This window comes from Pantoea sp. SGAir0215, assembly GCF_043543215.1.
The window spans coordinates 4,327,059-4,345,747 of record NZ_CP028031.1; the positions used below are offsets into that span (position 1 = coordinate 4,327,059).

An 18,689-nucleotide genomic window follows, 5' to 3' on the forward strand; every position below is an offset into this window, starting at 1 on the left:
GGGAACTTAAAAAGCTTTTCCTTGAATAATATTTAAATGTGGCCGATACAGGAAAGGGACCTTCAACTGTAAATCATTTTTAAATATTTTTTGATCTATAAAGCCAATTTCGGAGAGCTGAATTGCAATTTTTTTGGCTTCATCAACGTCTACTTTCCATACTTCAGCAGCTGTTTCTAAAGAATGTTCAGCTTTTTGGTTTTCAAAAGCCATAATGTGCTCCCTCAAATATGGATACTCGGCAAATATAGTTTGCTCTAATTTTACTTTAGATATTTCCAGTGTAGATTTTTTGATGGATTGTCGACTGACAATGTTTGGCGGCTCAGCCTTATCGCTGCTGATATCTTGTTCTCTCCGCTCTTCCAATACCGTTTGATTATAGAAATGGATTAATTCACGGGGCGCGACATAACCCAATCCATCCCTAACCCGACTTATAATCCAGTCAAAGGTATCTGATTGCTTCTCACCAACATCAACCTGAGTTGGAAATAATGTATAATAATAGTCTTTTTGCTTATCAAAATCAGATTTTATTTCATCTGGCACGATAGATAAAGAATCTATTATTTCCTGATTCTCCAGAGATCTTACGACGATAAGATTTAATAGGTTGTTAGTTGACCATTCAATAAGTGTCGTTCTTGTTATGTGGCTGGCTTCTCTAAAGCCTTCTTTTGTAATTCGATTCCAAATATCATTTCTCAGGAATATTTTTAGGTAAATATTCTCAAATTCTTCTAAGTCCAAATAAACCTTGAATAAAGCACGTAACGCATTTTTCTCTAAATCTAAACTTTGCTCAAATGCTACATCAAGACGATCGCATAATATCCAAAAAATTATATTATTTTCACCAAGGTAGGTGTCTAATATCTCAATTAATTCGTCTACAGATTTATAACCCTCCTTCCTCTGTAATTCAGTGGGAGTTTTAAATGTAATTTTTCCTGTAAGGCCGCCCTCTGCGGTTGCGCCGGCTTCGATGGATTCCACATTGACTAACCTTTTTGCGAATCTCATAGCGCTATTTACGAAGTTTTTTAATGAATTTTTTTGTTCAATTAAACCTGAAGTTATTAGCTTATCTATAACTAATTTCGCGCCATCTTTATTATGGCCGTTATTCAAAAGCCAGTCGCACGTTACCTGTAAAAAATATACTTTCCATAAGGTAATAAACTCTCTTTCTGCTGTAGGGGGTTCATCACTCACATCTGAGAAAACAGTTTGACCTGTGGGCTTCTCAGCAGACAAAAGAATCGTATTGCGTCTCTTAAAATCATCGGTGCGCTTAAGTAATAATGTATATAATGCACTTTTTCCTGAACCTTTTGCACCGAAAATGATATCTATATCTCCGTTATAAAGAGATTCCCACTGCTGAGTTTTTATAAAGTAATTAGATAACTTATCAGATTCTTGCTCGGCAACTCTTTCACCGAATGAGATTTTGTCAAGTTTCATTATGGCTCCATATCCAGATAGGTAGAAATAAAAACCGGTAGACCAAGGACCTTTATTCATTTAAAAAAGAGCTTTTTAATCAAAGCATGCTATAAATAAATGCATTACAATGTCAACTGTTTTAAATGATGATAATGATTCATATCATGATTCCAAAAAAAACATTTTATCTTTGATTCCAGAAAAGCTAATTTTTTGATATGGACACTAAATCATTGATATCTATGATTTAGTCCGCTAGAAAAAAGTAACAGCGATGGGTAAGTCATTTAGATTTAGTTCTAATTAGAGTGCTTCAATAAACTAAAGCATGCAATTTTATTCAATTAAAACAGCCTGTTAGGCGGTGTTGATGTAATCCACCCCGACTCAAAATCAATTCTATCTACGTACATGACAGGGCATTTGGCTTCAGCAGGTAAATAATAAACCAAGCTAAGGAAATGTTCACTTGTCCTAGGCGTAAGTCATTCGAGTCCGAACCTGTCGCAGGACCGTTTAACTCAGAATAAATTATGAGGAGATTGTAATAGAAAAAAGGCTTTACTGATTGTTATTTAGTTTGCCCCTAGTTTTGATATAAAAGAACAGTATCTCGCTAAAACATCAAGGCTACGTTTCTGTAGTGCTGAAATTTTTGTGTGAAGAATTCTTGGAAATGTGCGGTCCAGATCCACTTTAAACTTATCAAGCTGTCCTATTATTTTGCTGCTATCTTATGTGACATTTTTAGTAACTTGAGAGAAAATATGCCTCTGAAATTATAAATAGGTTACTAATTCATTGAAAAACTGCATAATGCTTTAAGTAGGTTTTTAGGTCGGAATGAGGAGTCAAGCCGAATGAGGTCAAGTGAAAATCTTTTTATAATTAAAAAACATCTCAAAGGTGAATTTGAGAATCAATTACTTAACGCTGCCTTGTACAACCTTTCAGATGAGAACAATCAGCTGAGGTTCAGTAACTATGCATATGCGCTAAGAGAGCTTTTCTCACTAATCATAAAACGAATGGCTCCGGAGGAAAATGTTATGAGTTGCGAGTGGTTCTCAGGATTGAATGAAAAAAAACAGATTAAAAGAACAGATTCCTATAAATATATTATTCAAGGCGGCTTAAGCGATGAATACGTTTTAGAAGAATTAAAAGTTGATGTCTCAGGGATATTCCCGAGATTACGTGATGCATTCAATGCGCTAAATAAACTCACCCACATAAGTGAGAAAGTATTCCCTATACATGCTGATAAAGGTATCGATATAGTGAATGATGTAGAAGAACATATTAGCACTTTATTCAACAAGCTGGATGAGTGTCATAAGGAGGTGCTTACCAAGCTTGAAGAGGCAGTGGGTGATGCTGCAATTTACAGTTCAGTTACAGACAGTATGTCTTCAATCGATGAATTATCGACTCATAGCTCCATTGATGAAGTATATATAGATGATATTAAAATAATTGAAATAAATGATATTGAAATAGTTTTTTTAGCTACAGGCACTGTGTACGTTGGACTACAGTGGGGTTCTAATTCGGATGTCCGTAATGATATAGGTGCGGTTGGCAATAAAACCTTCCCTTTTTCATGTGAAGTTAGAAGCACCGTATACGAACCTGATAACTTAGGATGTGAAGAAGGCGCATTCAATATAGATACATCTAGTTGGTGGGAAGGCTACTACGATTTAGAAGATTAAAAATATCAATAAAAATTTCGTATCAATTAGCCCGGTTAGACGGGCTTTGTTATGCCTGCCAATTAGTCATGTAAACTGATATAGCGGTTTTTGAGCGCTTTTATTATTCACCGCGTGCTGCTACGTGAATCTGACTGAAGAGACGTTTCACCCAGGCGTCAGTAACGTGCTTCGGATCGGATGAGATATACGTTGATACAACAAAGCTCCCCGCTTTGTTGCCGGTGGCCCCCGTGCCTTTGAACGTCCGGCTAACTTCAATCGTCAGCCTGTCATTTCCGGCCCAGTTCCTGGACATGCGGTAATAACTGCCGGGCTCTGCCGACCAGCTGGTGCCCTCTGAAATGGATGAGGCTGACCAGCCTGAATTCCCCTGGCCGCTGTTGCGTGCGGCAGCCACATCCCCGTCGGATACGAAGCCAAACTTTTCTTTCAGACGCATCGCCACGGTATCGGCCGGTATGGCAATGGGGCCGTAGGCATCACTGACTTGATTGCGTTTTTGCGGGGTGGTCTGGTCTTTAACATCTGAAGACATTTGATTGCCGTCATTTAGCCAGCCAGACTGGCCGATACCGCTCATGAAGCTGCTGCAACCTGTCAGCGTGGTCGCCAGCACAATGGAAGAGAGAGTTAGTGCTTTTTTTAGCATGGGATTCTCCGGTTTACAGGCGGGCTGCACCCGGCAGCCCGCGTTATTCATAATCAGAAAGTGAAAGAAAGCTGCGCTGCAGCGCCATAGCTGCGGTCTGTGCCGGCCATGCCGGTCAGGTCGAGATGTACAACGTTGAAGGGTGAAATCCCCACACCGGCGGTAAACATGCTGCGAGCGCTGTTGCGCATGTCTGCGCGGTAACCGGCACGCAGTTGCGCCCAGTTCCAGGCATTCAGCTCGGCACCCACGCCGGCATACTGCGCTTTTTCATCCGAGGCAAAACCGCTGGCCGGTGTCAGGTCAACGTCTGTGGCCAGCGTGACAAAACCGTTACTCCACGCCGTGCCGGCAGTCGCCTGCGGGCGGATCTGGAACGTGTCCGTGATGCCGTTGATTTCACGCGTACTGATGTTACGCGACACAAGGTTCTGTCCTGTCATTCCGACGGTCCACTCGGGCGTCAACTGAGCCGCAAAGCCGACGTCGACGTTTGCGCCGCTTTCGGAACGCTTCCAGTCACCGCTGCGAAAATCTGACGCGCTGTAATTACCGACGGAAACGTTGTAGTTCCAGGTATCCACGCGCTGAACCTTTGGCGTGATGCCGACAGAAACCGGCGTGTCGCCCGGGTAAACTGATGCGCAGCGGCGATACCGTATTCCGTGACCAGCGCGGCGACGCCCTGCGCCCGTGAGGTCATCTGGTCAATGTCCGTCTGGGTCGGAGAGAAAATGCCGCTCTGTGCCGCATCGAGATACGCCAGGTCACGCTGTGTGATATCGGTGCGGACCTTCGCCTGTCCCCAGCCTTTGGCCACAAAGGCGAAAGGGAGGGTGTCATTGGGAATGGCAATCACCGCAGAAAGACCTGCGCTGGCATGCCCGCTGTCGCCGTCAACGTCCTGCAAGGCCTGTTTCAGCGCTGCCGCCTGTCGTGAACTGTTGCCGGTGCCCGCTGAATCGCGGAAGTCGTCAAAGGTGCTTTTTACCCGGTCCAGCCCTTCACGCAGGTTATCCGGATCGCTGATTTGTGCCCCCACGCCCGGCAGGATGAGCCCGACGTCATCACCTGCATCGTGGCGGGTCATCAGCGCGGGGTTGGCCAGCGCAGCGGCCAGATAACCGGAAGAGGCCACGCCGGTTCCGCCCATGGCATCGTTACGCGCTTCGGTCCAGGTGGTTGCAGCATTCACTGACGGCACGGTTGAAGCCAGTAATGCCAGAATGATGCTGCGGGTTAACAGTTTTGCTTTCATCATTTATTTCCTTTTCTTGTTTTTGACAAAGGGGTTTCCCTGGTGCTGACGCACCAATAAAATAAACAGCCCGGTTTTTTGTTATTTAAATACGGTTAACCGAAACTCATGACTTCTTTCAGATAGTCTTCCCATTCAGGCGTTATATGAAACGCCGGGTTTAGGAAAGGTATCCGTTCCTCCTCATTCCACATGAAATTATGTCCAGGTCTGAACTTACTAATAATTATTTCATCAGCGACGGATGAGACCGAAAACGGCAACTCAGATCCCTCTCTCAGACTGTCAAATAACCTGCCCGGTAATTTTCGAAAAGAAATTTGAGCAACCCTTCCTTTTAACCGCAGTAATTCACAGAAAGAGAGAAAAGCATTTGTTTCTGATTCATTGCTGACCGTAAGAGGGACCACGCCGGTTAAATAATTACTTTCAAAGGACACGCCATTTATATATTTATCCCGGGTCGCTGTGATTACCATCTCGTGGCTGATATTTAGCGCTGGCTCACCTTCATTATGCTGACGTCTGTAAAAACGTAAGGACTTAATCACTGTATCTTTATACGGCAGAAGGCATTCAGCTGCCTGCCAGAAGTCACGCATTAACACGGACTTAACCGGAAGGATGTCTTCTCCGGCGAGCCAGCCGGACTGGACACCGAACCATGACGCAAGCTGTTCAAGCACAGGCAGGGTAATGTGATCAAGCGTGCGCTCCCGGTTCTCAAGCACACTCATGCCGATGTTCAGCTCAGAGAGCAACGTGGCCACCTGCGCCACATCAAGGCTGTGACGGTCCATCAGGTGCCAGAAGCGCTCATAAACGCGGTTTACAGAGGCTTTGCGGGGCGCCGTGGTTTCTGTCATGACGCCTTCGACAATCACATTGACCAGCTCTGAAACGGAGATGCCGAGCTTGTGTGATACCTGATTCAAAAATTCCCGTGATGCCGGCCGGAAACGAATGGTTACTGGCGGACTTACTGTTTTCTTCCCTTCCGCAAACTGCTCAAGCAGTTGCCTCTGCTCATCGGTCTGCTCTAAGGCGACGCGGGACAGAATTTCTGTCAGGTTCATGCGTTTCATAAAGGCCCTGGTGTTGGCTGAATGAGAAAATATTTTGTTAATCTTTTCTGTATTCGTTGTGAATACAGTACCTGGCAAAACCGTGCCTTGTATAACGCGATATTTCGATCGTTCAGATCGAATACATGTGTGTAATCAGTGTGAACATTGCCTTTATGACTTAACACCCGAAATTATTTTTCCGGTTCAGAAGTTTTTTTCAGCAGCATCACCGGCCACCGGGTCCTGGACGGACAGCGCCAGTGCCACTGCCGAAAGAGGATTTCCAGCTGCATCAGCGCGCGGGCTGAATCCCGGAAAGGGACGCTGGTGAGCCTGCTGCGGTAAGACCAGCCCCGCACCTTCAGGTATGTCCTGAGTCTGGCCGCACGGGCAGGCGTCAGAAGGTGGGAAGCTACCACAACGGTTTTTCCCCCGGCTAACGCGGCTTCAGTTGACTCAAACACCCCCGACCAGAACCAGCTCACGCGCTCAGGCGTGAGCCCCACAGTGGGCTGACAGGCTGACAGATGAACGGTGATACGTTTTCTGTGGCTCAGTATGCAGGGCTTTCTGAGCAGCTGACGGGTCAGCCAGTCGAGCGGTCTGAGCAGAAACGGAGAGAGTGCCGTAAGCAGCCACATAAAACAGAATGTGTCACAGCCGGGTGAAATAAAAAGGCTGATGCTGCCGGACAGAGTCAGCCACAGAAGAAGGTACAGCGCTACCAGACGTTGCTGCATGAGTGTGTTCAGTTTAATTAAAGGAAGGTTGTGCAAGAAAAGCACGGGACGTTAAAAGCGTCCGCCGTTAATCCTGAATCCGTTCCTGAAAATTAACGCAAGCTGAATATCTCTCTGCGCTGAATCCAGGTTTAACGTTGCAAATGTCGCCCCGTCTCTTAGCGTTACGTCATTTCAGATAAAGAGCGGGTGTCGATGGAACGGGTGATGAAGTGGCTGACGGGGCGCGGAAACAACAGGCCTGCCGGGCTGCCGGTGGGTACGGTCGTCAGGGAGGTGGCGTTTCGCCCGGTTCTGGAGGGCAGCACGCTCATGCAGACAGAGGAGCGACGCAGGCTTGTCAGAATGCTGGCGGATAACAGCCCGCTTTCACAGTCCGTCACCGATGCGTGGTGGCTGAAGCCTGTGCAGACGATGCTTGAGCGTGTGCAGGACTGCCCGGCCGCATGGAACGGTGCCTATTCGTCACCGGGGGGATTTGGCGACCTGAGCCTCGGCGTGGCCGTCCGTGCGGTCAGGCTCGTCAGGGGAATGATGCTGCCGCCAGGCGCCACACCTGAAGAGCAGTCGGCACAGGCCCCAGGGTGGGTCTGCGCGGTATTCTGGGCAGGTCTGTTCCATCATCTGCCCTGGCTGACGCAGGTGGAGGGCGCGACGCAGTCCGGAAAAATCTGGTATCCGGGGCTGCACAAGCCGGACGGCCCGTGGCGGGTCCGGCCCGCAAAGACTGCCCGGGCTCCGGCCCTGACAGGTCAGTACATGGCGGCAAAGCTGCTGCCTGAGACCGGCATGCTGTGGCTTCACCAGTGGCCGGAAGCGTCACGCTGTCTTCTTCAGTTTCTGTCGGGTGAGCGTGCCGGTGCCGGTGTGCTCTACAGCATCATCATGCAGGCGCGGGAGGGGGCAGGTCTGGAACTAGGTGGCCTTTCAGATATTACTGACACGTCTTCTGTAAACCCGACGCCGGAAATGCAACATGCTGATAATTCCCCAAAATTAGCAGATAGCGCACCTGTCCTTTTGTCGAGTCACATCAATTCAGCAAATGTTTCAGAGCCAATTGAAAGCGAAGCGGCAGCGTATACTTCCACACAGGCAGCCGGAGACGAGACGGCTCCAGGAACAGAAAAACCTGAATTACCGGTACTGAGCTCCGCGCTGCAGTCTGCAATCGGCGGGCGCGAAGCGACTGAGTATGGTTCAGATAGTGAAAATGAAAAGGAAGATTCAGAAATTAAACAGGAGGTGGATTTACTTTCGGTACTGGACCTGATGGCTAAAGGGGAAGCCTCCGTTTTATCAGCCGGACAAACTGCTGAGTCAGCGAAGCAGGAGCAAACGGAAGACGGGAAGCCGGCGGTCGACAGTGAACCCTCTGAGGGCAACGTTTTTCTGGACTGGCTGCGGGAGAGCGTGGATGCCGGAAAAGTTACCGTCAATGATTCCGACAGCCTTCTGCATGTACTGTCCGGCTTTATTTTTATGATATCGCCCGATGTGTTTTTCCGGTTTATTTCCTCGCAGCCAGAAAATAAATACGAAAAAAACAAGCTGCAGAAAAACTTTGAATCACTGGGCCTTCACCACATACGAAATGGAAAGGGGCTTTACTCCTACCATAAATATGAGTCGCCTGATAAAAGCGGTCAGTTCACCAAACTGTCGGGCTACATGATTAAGTCTGACATTATTTTAAAGAAAGGACGCTGTCTTTCAGACAGCATATGGCTCTCTCCTAAAAGAGAGTAATTACAGGGTTAATAAAATACGAGGTTACCATGTCTGAAAAAACGACCTTCGATGACATTCTGAACGACTATTTTTTCAGTAAGGTTCTCCGTCCAGCCAGTGAATGGAGCTACAGAAAGGTTGTAAAAACTTTCACAGAATTCAGTGAAGGTAAAATATTGCCTGAAAGTATATGTCGCCTTGATGTTCTTAGATGGCGACGTCACGTTCTGAACGAACAAAACTGCAGTAAACGGACATGGAATAATAAAGTTGCACATATGAGAGCGCTGTTTAACCACGCTATAACACATTCTCTCGTTACTGCACGGGACAATCCGTTTAATGGCGTGGTTGTTAAGCCAGACCGTAAACGAAAGAAAACGCTTACCCGGGAACAAATGAAGAAAATTGATCTCGTAATGCAACGAAAAATTGAACAGGAGCAAATCGGTATTCATGATTCCCGGCCTAACGCGCTTGAACCTGCATGGTTCTGGATGACAGTGATTGAAACGCTAAAGTTTACGGGCATGCGTCAAAACCAGCTGCTGCATATAAGGCTGTGCGATGTGGATCTTAAACAGGGTGTTATTGAGCTGAGACCTGAAGGCTCAAAAAATCATCGAGAACACCGGGTGCCTGTCACGGACAAGCTGAGGCCTCGCCTTGAAGATCTGTACCGTCAGGCTAAACAAATGGGCGCAAGGCCGAAGGATCAACTGTTTAATATCAACCGTTTCAGTCGTTTAAAAAAGAAAACCGTCACAGGCGGTAACATGGATCATCCCCCAATGCGGGCGTTTTTCAGGCGGCTTTCACGCGAGTGTCAGTGTGATATCAGCCCGCACCGTTTCAGGCATACCATCGCTACAGACCTGATGAAAACACCGGAACGAAGCCTGAATGACGTGAAAATGTTGCTGGGGCATTCAAGTGTTGCGGTCACTCTGGAGTATGTTGAAGCGAATATGGATCATCTTCGAAGGAATCTTGAAAGCGCATTTATGCTCTAGGACTATTCCTAAGTCAAATTTCTAACGGATTGATATCAGTGGAGGAAAAATTAGCGCGGTTTCATTTACAGATCGTTGACACAAACCTTGTGAAAAGGTAAAAACCTGTAATTGAAATACTCGGGATGTGAGAAATCCGGATGATGTTACCAGCATCATCCGGATTCTTAATCCCATAATCTTCAAGTGTAGAACGAATGCGACTCATCCTGCACGATGACGAAAAGGGATCTCTGTCTTGCCCGTTAAGGATCTCAACTCTTAACGAACAGGCTCTGAAGAGTGGTGCCCGAACCCGGAATCGAACCAGGGACACGGGGATTTTCAATCCCCTGCTCTACCGACTGAGCTATTCGGGCAACGGGGCGCATTAAACCCTATGCAGGCCCCAGCGTCAAACGCTTTTCACAAAAATGAAATCAACTGCCGCCTTTTCCATCAACCGCAGCAACATTGACCGCCGGTCCCGGTGGCGCATAACTCGGGTGCCGGATTTTCACGCTGTCTAACGCCGCCTGGCTGGCGGTTTTTCGCTGCTATTTTGCTTTATCCACAATTTATCGGCGCTCTTTTTACTAACTGTTTTTTTGCCATAAATCCGTCATCTGCGCTCATTACTCTTAAGATTATTCCTGGACAATCAAGAGCCGCATCATGCAGTTACCCGCCTCTGTGAATACTGTGGTTTCCGCCTCAAGTCGTTACGATGCGCGGGTGTTATGCATTGAGGTCCCTTTTGTCAGTCCGGAGACGGATAACCGTGCGGTGATGGCGCTGTTTGCCGAGCATAAAGATCTCATCGGTTTGCCCGTGGTAGAAAACGGCAAACCGTTTGGCATGATTAACCGCCACATCTTTTTGTCGCAGATGGCGCGGCCCTTCTTTCCCGAACTGTATGACCGTAAAAGCTGCATTGCCTTTATGGATAAGTTCCCGCTGGTAATCGACGTAGAAAACACGCTGGAAAGCGTGGCGCAGCAGGTGGTGGCCAATGGCGATAAGTCCGTCGCTGATGGCTTTATCCTGACGGAGAACGGGCACTATATTGGCATTGGTTTAGGGATCGATCTGATCCGCCGCGTCTCCGACTTACAGGCGCGCCAACATCAGCAGATTTTACAAAGCATCGATTACGCGCGGGTGATTCAGGACGCGATGCTGGACCGATCCAACCAGCTAATCGCGACTCTGCTCGACGACTGGTGTCTGTACTGGCAGCCCAGGGACGGCGTGGGTGGCGATTATTACGCCTTTCACCGTCATAATAACGGCTGGCTGGCGGTCATTGCCGACTGTACGGGCCACGGCATTCCTGGTGCCTTTATGACGGTAATTTTGCAGTCTGCGCTGGAAAATGCGCTACGCGAGGCCGATCTGCAGGCGCCTGCCCGCATTCTGCATGCGCTTAACCACCATATTAAACAAACCCTGGGACAGTTAAATGCGTCTCAGCAAACGTCACTCTCTAACGATGGCTGCGATGCCATCGTGCTGTCTGTCGATACCGAACTACATCAACTGCGTTGGGCCAGCGCCCGAACCCAGGCATTTATGCTCAGCAACATCAGTAACGAAATCATCGCGCTCAGCCAGGATCGCGTCGGCGTGGGGTATACCGATACGCCGGAGGATTATGACTGGCCGGAACAGAGCCTGGCATTTAATCGCGGCGATATGCTGTTTGTGCTGACGGACGGCGTCACCGATCAGCCGGGTGGCGAGCGCAATATTATGTTTGGCAATAAGCGTATTCAGTCACTGCTGATGCGCTATCAGCATTTGCCTATGGCGGAGTTATCGCTGGCGTTTCAGCAAGACTATTTAAGCTGGCAAGGTAACCAGGCGCGACGCGACGACGTCACCTGGTTTGGCTTTCGCTATTGATTGCACCGGGAAGAAAATGAAAAACGAATCACTCCGTGGTCTGCCGTTCAACACCGAATCGCAATCTGGTCTTATCGCGCTCCAGTACACCGGCTTTTTTTCGCCGCAAAACATCACGGCAATGGGTGAAGTGGTCAAACTGTTTCTGGAGAACCACGAGCAGTCACAGAAAGTGCGACGACGGCTGTTCTCCAGCTTTGTCGAGATCGCGCAAAACATCCTGCGCTACTCGCAGGACAGCCGGGCGCTGAGCCACAACGATCAGCTCTATCGTTTTGGATCGCTGAGCCTGCGCTATGATGGTGGGCGCTACTATCTGGAAAGTGCCAATCTGGTAGGCAGCGATGCCAGCGTTCAACTGCGTGGCGATCTGGACTCGTTACGGGTCATGAACGCAGACGAAATTAAACAAGCCTACCGCAGTCGGTTACGCGCAGAGAGTCCTGTCTGGAGCAAAGGCGCCAATATCGGCTTACTTACCCTTGCCCGCGACGTCAGTGAACCGCTGGAATACTGCTTCCAGCCACTGGAAGCCAGCGAGCTCTCTGCCTTTTGGCTAAAGGCGACAATCTGCCATGACTAAAGAATCCTCTATGCAAACCATTCATCTCACCGCCACCGAATGCACGCCCGCCGTGGAATTTGATTTTGCGGCCCAGCGATTTTCCCTGCGGGGCGAATCCTGGCCGGAAAATGCGGCCGCCTTTTATCGCCCGCTGCAAAGTGCACTGGAATCCTGGCAACCGCAGGCCAGCCAGCTGACTGAAGTCAATATCGACCTGAGCTATTTCAACAGCTCCAGCACCAAAATGCTGTTCGGGCTGTTCGATCAGTTCAACAGGCTGGCGCAGAACGGCTGTGAGATTGTGCTGAACTGGTTCTATGACGCTGAAGATGACGTGTCAGAAGAGTTTGGCGAGGAGCTGTCGCTGGATTTCACCGCCCTGACCGTCACATTACATGCGGAACAGCGCCAATGACGCATCTTAATGAGCTGTTTCTGGAAGAAACCCAGGCGCTGAACCATGCCAGCCATGTGGCGGCGCAGAGCTGTCTGCACGCCGAAGAGTACCGCCAGGCGCTGTCCGATCTTAATAACCACTATCAGCGGCTGATGCGCGAAACCTACCGGCTGATCTCGCGCAGCGATCGAGCCGAGCGTGAGTTAAACCGGGTGAATGAGCAGCTTATTGAGCTGACGAGAGAGCTGGAATACAAAGCCACTCACGATCCGCTGACGAATGTCTGGAACCGCAGCGCCATTATTCAGCGTATCAGCGACACACTGACGCGAACCCCCGCCGCTCTGATCATTCTTGATATCGATTTTTTTAAACGGATTAACGACGAATATGGCCATCCCACCGGGGACAAAGTGATCTGCGAGCTGGTGCAACGTATCCAGCGCAACACACCGGACATTGCCAGCATCGGGCGCATTGGGGGGGAAGAGTTCACGATTATGTTGCCGGATACGTTCCTTGGGGAAGCGGTGATTGTCGCCGGGGCGATTCTCGCCTCACTGAACGCGTCTCCCCTGGATGCGTTGCCCGAGCGGCTGGTCACCGCCAGCCTGGGCGTGAGTTGGGGCGCGGCGGGCTCCCACTTCGAAGCGCTTTATACGCATGCCGACGCCGCACTCTATGATGCTAAAAAGCACGGACGTAACCGGGTATTTTTCCGCTAGCGGGCCGGACGCTGGGCAACCTCAACGGGCGGCGGCGTGGTGGGCGGCAGGAAAATATGATCGAGAAGCTGCCGCATTACCGGCGCGGCCAGCACGCCTTCGCTGCCCCCATTTTCCAGGATCAACGCCACAGCCACCTTAGGATCGTTAAAGGGGGCGAAGGCGGTATAAAACGTATGATCGCGCAGCCGCACCGGGATCATTTTGGCATTGTAGGTCTGATTTTGTTTCAGGCTGAATACCTGCGACGTTCCACTCTTGGCCGCAATGCCATAAGGCGCGGTGTGGAAATACTTGTAGCCTGTGCCGTTCGGCGCGTTAGCCATGCCAAACATCGCGTGACGCACCAGCGACCAGTAAGGGGAATGCGGATCGCCAATCTGCGCCTGCGGCAGTTTCGGCTGGTAAAGCTGCACGTGGTTGCCAAGCTGCGATTTCTCCAGCAGGTGCGGGGCAATGACTCTGCCATTGTTAATCAGCGCCACCAGCGCCTTCACCATCTGGATCGGCGTGGCAATCCAGTAGCCCTGACCAATGCCGACTGACACCGTATCGCCCTGATACCAGGGTTTCTTATGCACTTTCATCTTCCAGTCACGGCTGGGCAACAGTCCGTTGTACTCTTCATTCAGATCGATGCCGGTGGACTGACCGTAGCCAAATTTACTGAGCATGGTGTGAATACGATCGATGCCCATCATAAACGCCACCTGATAGAAGAAGGTATCCGCCGACTCTTCGATCGCTTTAGTGACATCCAGCGTACCGTGACCGCTTTTTTTCCAGTCGCGATAGCGGCGGTCAGTACCGGGTAATGTCCAGGTGGGCCCGCCAAAAAAGGTGGTCTGTGGCGTAATGACGTGCGTGAGCAGCGCCGACATCGCCATATAGGGTTTTACCGTTGAGGCCGGCGGATACAGGCCCTGCGTGACACGGTTGATCAGCGGTAAATTTTTATCCTGCAGCAGCTTTTTGTACGCCTGATAGCTGATGCCCTTTACGAACGGATTGGGATCGTAGCTGGGGCTGGAAACCATCGCCAGCACTGAGCCGTCATGGGGATCTTCGACCAGCAACGCGGCGCGCTGCCCGACCAGCAGGCTTTCCGCGTACTGTTGCAGATGCAGATCCAGCGTCAGCGTAATGTTCTTTCCCGCCACCGGCGGCACTTCTTTCAGCACCCGGACAATGCGCCCGTGGTTATCCACTTCCACTTCCTGATAGCCGGGTTTGCCGTGCAGCAGGGATTCGTAATAGCCCTCAATCCCCTGCTTACCGATGTTATGGTCGGCAGCATAGTTTTCAGCGATGCCCTCTGCGTTCAGCCGCTTGTAGTCGTTATCGTTGATTTTGGAAACATAGCCGATCACATGCGCGAGATCGGCCCCATAGGGATATTCCCGGTCCTGATAGGTATCGATGCTGACGCCGGTAAAACGGAACTGGTTAACCGAAAAACGCGCCACCTCTTCGTCTGTGAGTTCCTCTTTGAGAATGACGGGCTTATAGCGGCTGGTCTGATGCAGATCGTGCTGAAAGCGCTCAATATCTTCCGGGGTCAGATCAACCAGTGGCGTCAGTTCTTGCAACAGCGCCTTCATGTCCTCCACTTTGTACGGGGTAACCGTGATGTCATACCAGGTCACGTTGCGAACCAGCGGGATCCCGTTGCGATCAAAGATCAGTCCGCGCGTGGGCGCAATGGGGATCATTTTGATGTCGTTCTCGTTCGAGCGCGTCTGATAATAGCTGTGGTCGCGGACCTGCAGGCGATACAGGTTAAAACCCAGGATGCTAAAGCACAGGCAAACCAGTACAAACGCCATAGCGGCACGGCGGACAAACAACTTCTCTTCAGCGTCGAAATCACGGAAATTCATCAGGCAGGTATTTTCTGTATGGCGTGTTGTTATTAATTGTTCGGCTTCATGATAGTGACATCAGCCCGTCGTGCCAGCGCGAAGATGCACAAGCCTGATGAAAAGTGTGTCATTTAGTGAGAATGTTGCGAAATGGAAAACGTGAGAGGATCATCCGGCCGCAGATGCGCAGCCGGATGAAGGGGCCGATCAGCCATCGTGGGGATTAATCACCCAGCAGCACCGACTCCAGCGCGATTTTAATCATGTCATTAAAGGTGGTCTGGCGTTCTGCGGCCGTGGTCTGCTCGTGAGTACGGATATGGTCAGACACGGTACAGATGGTCAGCGCTTTGGCGCCAAATTCAGCGGCTACGCCGTAGATGCCTGCGGCTTCCATTTCCACACCCAGAATGCCGTACTTCTCCATCACGTCGAACATCTGCGGATCGGGCGTATAGAACAGATCGGCCGAGAAGATGTTACCGACGCGCGCCTCGACGCCCAGGTTTTTGGCCGCATCCACCGCGTTGCGCACCATGTCGAAGTCCGCGATAGCGGCAAAGTCATGGTCTTTGAAGCGCATACGGTTCACTTTGGAATCGGTGGATGCCCCCATGCCGATCACGATGTCACGCAGTTTCACATCGGGACGCACCGCACCGCAGGAGCCCACGCGGATGATTTTCTTCACACCGAACTCGGTGATCAGCTCTTTCGCATAGATGGAGCAGGACGGAATGCCCATACCGTGGCCCATAACAGAGATTTTGCGGCCTTTATAGGTGCCGGTGTAACCCAGCATGCCGCGCACGTTGTTGACCTCAACGGCATCGTCCAGAAAGGTTTCTGCGATGTGTTTCGCACGCAGCGGATCGCCCGGCATCAGTACGACGTCAGCGAAATCACCCATTTCTGCGTTAATGTGAGGAGTTGCCATGATTCTCTATCCTTTTTAAAAATTTCGCTGTTTTTACAGCATGTTCTTGCCGTAGTCCATGGGGGACAGGTCAAAATAGTGTGCAATCGTCTGGCCGATATCCGCGAAGGTATCGCGGTAACCCAGCGATCCCGGCTCGACCTTCGGGCCGTAAATTAAGATCGGAATATGCTCGCGCGTATGTTCCGTGCCTTGCCAGGTCGGATCGCAACCGTGGTCGGCGGTGAGGATCAAAATATCATCCTCTTTGACCAGCTCCATCAACTCTGGCAAGCGGCGATCGAACAGCTCCAGCCCGCCTGCATAGCCTGCCACATCGCGACGATGGCCCCAGGTAGAGTCGAAGTCTACGAAGTTGGTAAACACAATCGCCTGATCCGGCGCGGTTTTCATTTCCTGGATGGTGGCATCAAACAGCGCATCCAGTCCGGTGGCTTTGACTTTTTTGGTGATGCCCTGCTCCGCATAGATGTCGGCAATTTTACCTACCGAAATCACATGACCGCCCTTCTCATCCACCAGCTTCTTCAGCATGGTAGGCGATGGTGGCTCCACGGCCAGATCGTGACGGTTACCGGTGCGCTCAAAGCTGCCGGCTTTGTCACCCACGAACGGGCGGGCAATCACGCGGCCAATGTTATAACCGCCTTCCGTCAGCTCCTCGCGCGCAATTTCACACAGTGCATACAGGCGATCTAAGCCGAAGGTTTCTTCATGGCAGGCAATCTGAAACACGGAATCCGCCGAGGTGTAAAAAATCGGCTTGCCCGAAGCCATGTGTTCTTCACCCAACTGGTCGAGAATGACCGTACCGGATGAGTGACAGTTACCGAGATAACCCGGCAACTCGGCCCGCTCAACCAGTTTATCCAGCAGTTCCTGCGGAAAACTGTTCTCTTTATCGCTGAAGTAGCCCCAGTCGAACAGAACAGGCACACCGGCGATTTCCCAGTGGCCTGACGGCGTATCTTTACCGGATGAGCGTTCGCTGGCGTAAGCGTAAGCGCCTTTTATCTCAGCGTCAGGATCCAGTCCCGGCGGGAAACGCCCGGTAGAAAGCTCGGCCGCTTTGCCCAGACCTAACGCGGTCATATTCGGTAAGTGCAGCGGTCCTTTACGGCCCTGATCCGCTTTACCGTTAAAACAGGCTTCTGCGATATGACCTAACGTATCGGAACCTGCATCGCCGAATTTGTCGGCATCTTTGCTGGCGCCGATTCCAAAGGAATCCAGCACCATAATAAAAGCACGTTTCATGCCAGTCTCCTGCGCTAACGCGCGCGACAAGTCAAAAAAAAGCGATCAGATCAGTATACCCGAATCGTCTCCGGTATACAGTCTGTTATCCGCGTTATCCCGCTTCAGTCACACGGCGATAAACCACCGGTGTGGTGGCCGGGGCGCTGTCCCCCAGAGTGATGGCCGCTTTGACAGCGGCGGCGGCCTGCTGCCAGTGCGCTTCGCTGCTGGCATGAATAACCGCCAGCGGGCGTGAAGCGTCCACCCGCTCGCCCAGCGCGATCATGTCGCTTAAGCCCACGCTGTAATCAATGGCGTCGCTGGCGCGCTGACGTCCACCGCCCATCGCAACCACCGCCATGCCTAACGCGCGGGTATCCATCTGCGTGACGTAACCTGCGCCATCGGCATAAACCGCTTTGCTCATCACAGGGGGTGTGAGGTAGCTGTCGTAGCGCTCAACGAAATCGGTTGGGCCACGTTGTGCTGCCACCATGCGGGCAAATACCTCTGCGGCTTTGCCGTTATCCAGCACGGCGAGAAGTTGTTCACGGGCGTCGGTTTCGTTAGCCGCCAGTTTGCCGGAAATCAGCATTTCGCTGCACAGGGCCAGCGTCACGTCCAGCAGGCGCGGATTGCGCTGCTCACCCGTCAGGAAGCGCACGGCTTCGCGCACTTCCAGGGCATTGCCCGCCGAAGAAGCCAGGACCTGATTCATATCTGTTAGCAGCGCCGTGGTACGGCAGCCCGCGCCATTCGCCACGCCCACAATGGCCTGCGCCAGACTCTCAGAGGCTTCCCAGGTCGGCATAAAGGCGCCGGAGCCGACTTTGACATCCATCACCAGCGCATCCAGGCCTTCGGCCAGTTTTTTCGCCAGGATCGAAGCGGTAATCAGCGGAATGGAATCCACGGTGGCGGTGATATCGCGGGTCGCGTAAAAACGTTTATCCGCCGGTGCCAGCGAGTTAGTTTGCCCGATGATGGCCACACCAACCTGTTTGATGGTCTGGCGGAAATGGTCATCGCTGGGGAAAATGTCAAAACCGGGAATCGCCTCCAGCTTATCCAGCGTACCGCCGGTATGGCCCAGTCCGCGTCCGGAGATCATCGGGATATAGCCGCCACAGGCCGCCACCATGGGTCCGAGCATCAGCGAGGTCACATCGCCCACGCCGCCCGTGGAGTGCTTGTCGACCACCGGCCCGTTCAGATTCAGTGAAGCCCAGTTCAGGACGGTGCCGGAATCCCGCATCGCCATGGTCAGCGCAACGCGCTCCGGCAGTGACATATCGTGGAAATAGATGGTCATTGCCAGTGCGGCAATTTGCCCTTCGGACACGCTGTTATCGCGCACCCCGTTGATGAAGAAACGAATTTCGTCTTCAGTCAGCGCCTGGCCGTCACGTTTTTTTCGAATGATTTCTTGTGCGAGGTACAATGTCGCCCCCT

The 18,689-nt window shown here is 50.9% G+C and carries 15 protein-coding genes, 1 tRNA gene and 1 pseudogene; 7 read left to right on the forward strand and 10 right to left on the reverse strand.

All coding sequences use genetic code 11. The annotated features are described in order from the left end of the window. Window positions 1–6: 6 nt before the first annotated feature. Window positions 7–1,470 (reverse strand): P-loop ATPase, Sll1717 family, encoded by a 1,464-nt coding sequence (locus C1N64_RS20240; protein WP_394515155.1) that lies wholly within the window; start codon window positions 1,468–1,470, stop codon window positions 7–9. Between the two features lie 842 nt (window positions 1,471–2,312). Here C1N64_RS20240 and C1N64_RS20245 point away from each other — a divergent pair. Continuing rightward, a complete protein-coding gene (locus C1N64_RS20245) occupies window positions 2,313–3,167 on the forward strand; it encodes a pPIWI-associating nuclease domain-containing protein (RefSeq protein WP_394515156.1) in 855 nt (284 codons plus the stop codon). Between the two features lie 103 nt (window positions 3,168–3,270). Here C1N64_RS20245 and C1N64_RS20250 read toward each other — a convergent pair whose 3' ends face one another. The 4 genes and pseudogenes from C1N64_RS20250 to C1N64_RS20265 form a co-directional block, all read right to left on the reverse strand. Next, the gene (locus tag C1N64_RS20250) at window positions 3,271–3,819 is read right to left on the reverse strand and encodes a hypothetical protein (protein ID WP_394515157.1); all 549 of its coding nucleotides are present in this window, start codon (window positions 3,817–3,819) and stop codon (window positions 3,271–3,273) included. Between the two features lie 53 nt (window positions 3,820–3,872). Beyond that, window positions 3,873–5,077: pseudogene (locus C1N64_RS20255) on the reverse strand (conjugal transfer protein TraF). 95 nt (window positions 5,078–5,172) lie between these two features. Then, the gene (locus tag C1N64_RS20260; RefSeq protein ID WP_394515158.1) at window positions 5,173–6,162 is read right to left on the reverse strand and encodes a conjugal transfer protein TraE; all 990 of its coding nucleotides are present in this window, start codon (window positions 6,160–6,162) and stop codon (window positions 5,173–5,175) included. A gap of 173 nt (window positions 6,163–6,335) precedes the next feature. Continuing rightward, window positions 6,336–6,884: a pili assembly chaperone gene (locus C1N64_RS20265; RefSeq protein WP_394515159.1), complete on the reverse strand. Its 549-nt coding sequence runs from the start codon at window positions 6,882–6,884 to the stop codon at window positions 6,336–6,338. A 195-nt stretch (window positions 6,885–7,079) separates the two neighbouring features. On the opposite strand from C1N64_RS20265, the gene C1N64_RS20270 reads away from it, so the two are divergent. Both C1N64_RS20270 and C1N64_RS20275 read left to right on the forward strand, forming a co-directional pair. Further along, window positions 7,080–8,633, forward strand: a complete 1,554-nt coding sequence (locus C1N64_RS20270; protein WP_394515523.1) for a TraI domain-containing protein — start codon at window positions 7,080–7,082, stop codon at window positions 8,631–8,633. Window positions 8,634–8,662: 29 nt separating this feature from the next. After that, window positions 8,663–9,628 (forward strand): tyrosine-type recombinase/integrase, encoded by a 966-nt coding sequence (locus C1N64_RS20275; protein ID WP_394515160.1) that lies wholly within the window; start codon window positions 8,663–8,665, stop codon window positions 9,626–9,628. Window positions 9,629–9,911: 283 nt separating this feature from the next. Here C1N64_RS20275 and C1N64_RS20280 read toward each other — a convergent pair. Continuing rightward, window positions 9,912–9,987: transfer RNA gene (locus C1N64_RS20280), tRNA-Phe, on the reverse strand. Between the two features lie 295 nt (window positions 9,988–10,282). Between C1N64_RS20280 and C1N64_RS20285 the strand changes: the two genes are divergently transcribed. Genes C1N64_RS20285 through C1N64_RS20300 form a run of 4 tightly spaced genes read left to right on the forward strand, consistent with a single transcriptional unit; the run spans window position 10,283 to window position 13,199 of the window. Continuing rightward, window positions 10,283–11,512 carry a SpoIIE family protein phosphatase gene (locus C1N64_RS20285; RefSeq protein ID WP_006118246.1) on the forward strand — a complete coding sequence of 410 codons (1,230 nt, stop codon included), beginning with the start codon at window positions 10,283–10,285 and terminating at the stop codon, window positions 11,510–11,512. A 16-nt stretch (window positions 11,513–11,528) separates the two neighbouring features. Then, window positions 11,529–12,095, forward strand: a complete 567-nt coding sequence (locus tag C1N64_RS20290) for a SiaB family protein kinase (protein WP_006118245.1) — start codon at window positions 11,529–11,531, stop codon at window positions 12,093–12,095. Further along, the gene (locus tag C1N64_RS20295; protein WP_033739731.1) at window positions 12,088–12,492 is read left to right on the forward strand and encodes a DUF1987 domain-containing protein; all 405 of its coding nucleotides are present in this window, start codon (window positions 12,088–12,090) and stop codon (window positions 12,490–12,492) included. The genes C1N64_RS20290 and C1N64_RS20295 overlap by 8 nt, the downstream gene beginning before the upstream one ends. Continuing rightward, the gene (locus C1N64_RS20300; RefSeq protein ID WP_033739733.1) at window positions 12,489–13,199 is read left to right on the forward strand and encodes a GGDEF domain-containing protein; all 711 of its coding nucleotides are present in this window, start codon (window positions 12,489–12,491) and stop codon (window positions 13,197–13,199) included. The genes C1N64_RS20295 and C1N64_RS20300 overlap by 4 nt, the downstream gene beginning before the upstream one ends. Here C1N64_RS20300 and mrdA read toward each other — a convergent pair. From mrdA to deoA, 4 genes are all read right to left on the reverse strand, one after another. Next, complete coding sequence (gene mrdA, locus C1N64_RS20305; RefSeq protein WP_039342248.1) at window positions 13,196–15,079, reverse strand: penicillin-binding protein 2; 1,884 nt, start codon at window positions 15,077–15,079, stop codon at window positions 13,196–13,198. The genes C1N64_RS20300 and mrdA overlap by 4 nt on opposite strands. A gap of 205 nt (window positions 15,080–15,284) precedes the next feature. Beyond that, window positions 15,285–15,998 (reverse strand): purine-nucleoside phosphorylase, encoded by a 714-nt coding sequence (gene deoD / locus C1N64_RS20310; protein WP_054633162.1) that lies wholly within the window; start codon window positions 15,996–15,998, stop codon window positions 15,285–15,287. 33 nt (window positions 15,999–16,031) lie between these two features. After that, complete coding sequence (deoB, locus tag C1N64_RS20315) at window positions 16,032–17,255, reverse strand: phosphopentomutase (protein WP_033739739.1); 1,224 nt, start codon at window positions 17,253–17,255, stop codon at window positions 16,032–16,034. A 94-nt stretch (window positions 17,256–17,349) separates the two neighbouring features. Beyond that, a complete protein-coding gene (gene deoA / locus C1N64_RS20320; protein WP_033739741.1) occupies window positions 17,350–18,678 on the reverse strand; it encodes a thymidine phosphorylase in 1,329 nt (442 codons plus the stop codon). Window positions 18,679–18,689: the final 11 nt, after the last annotated feature.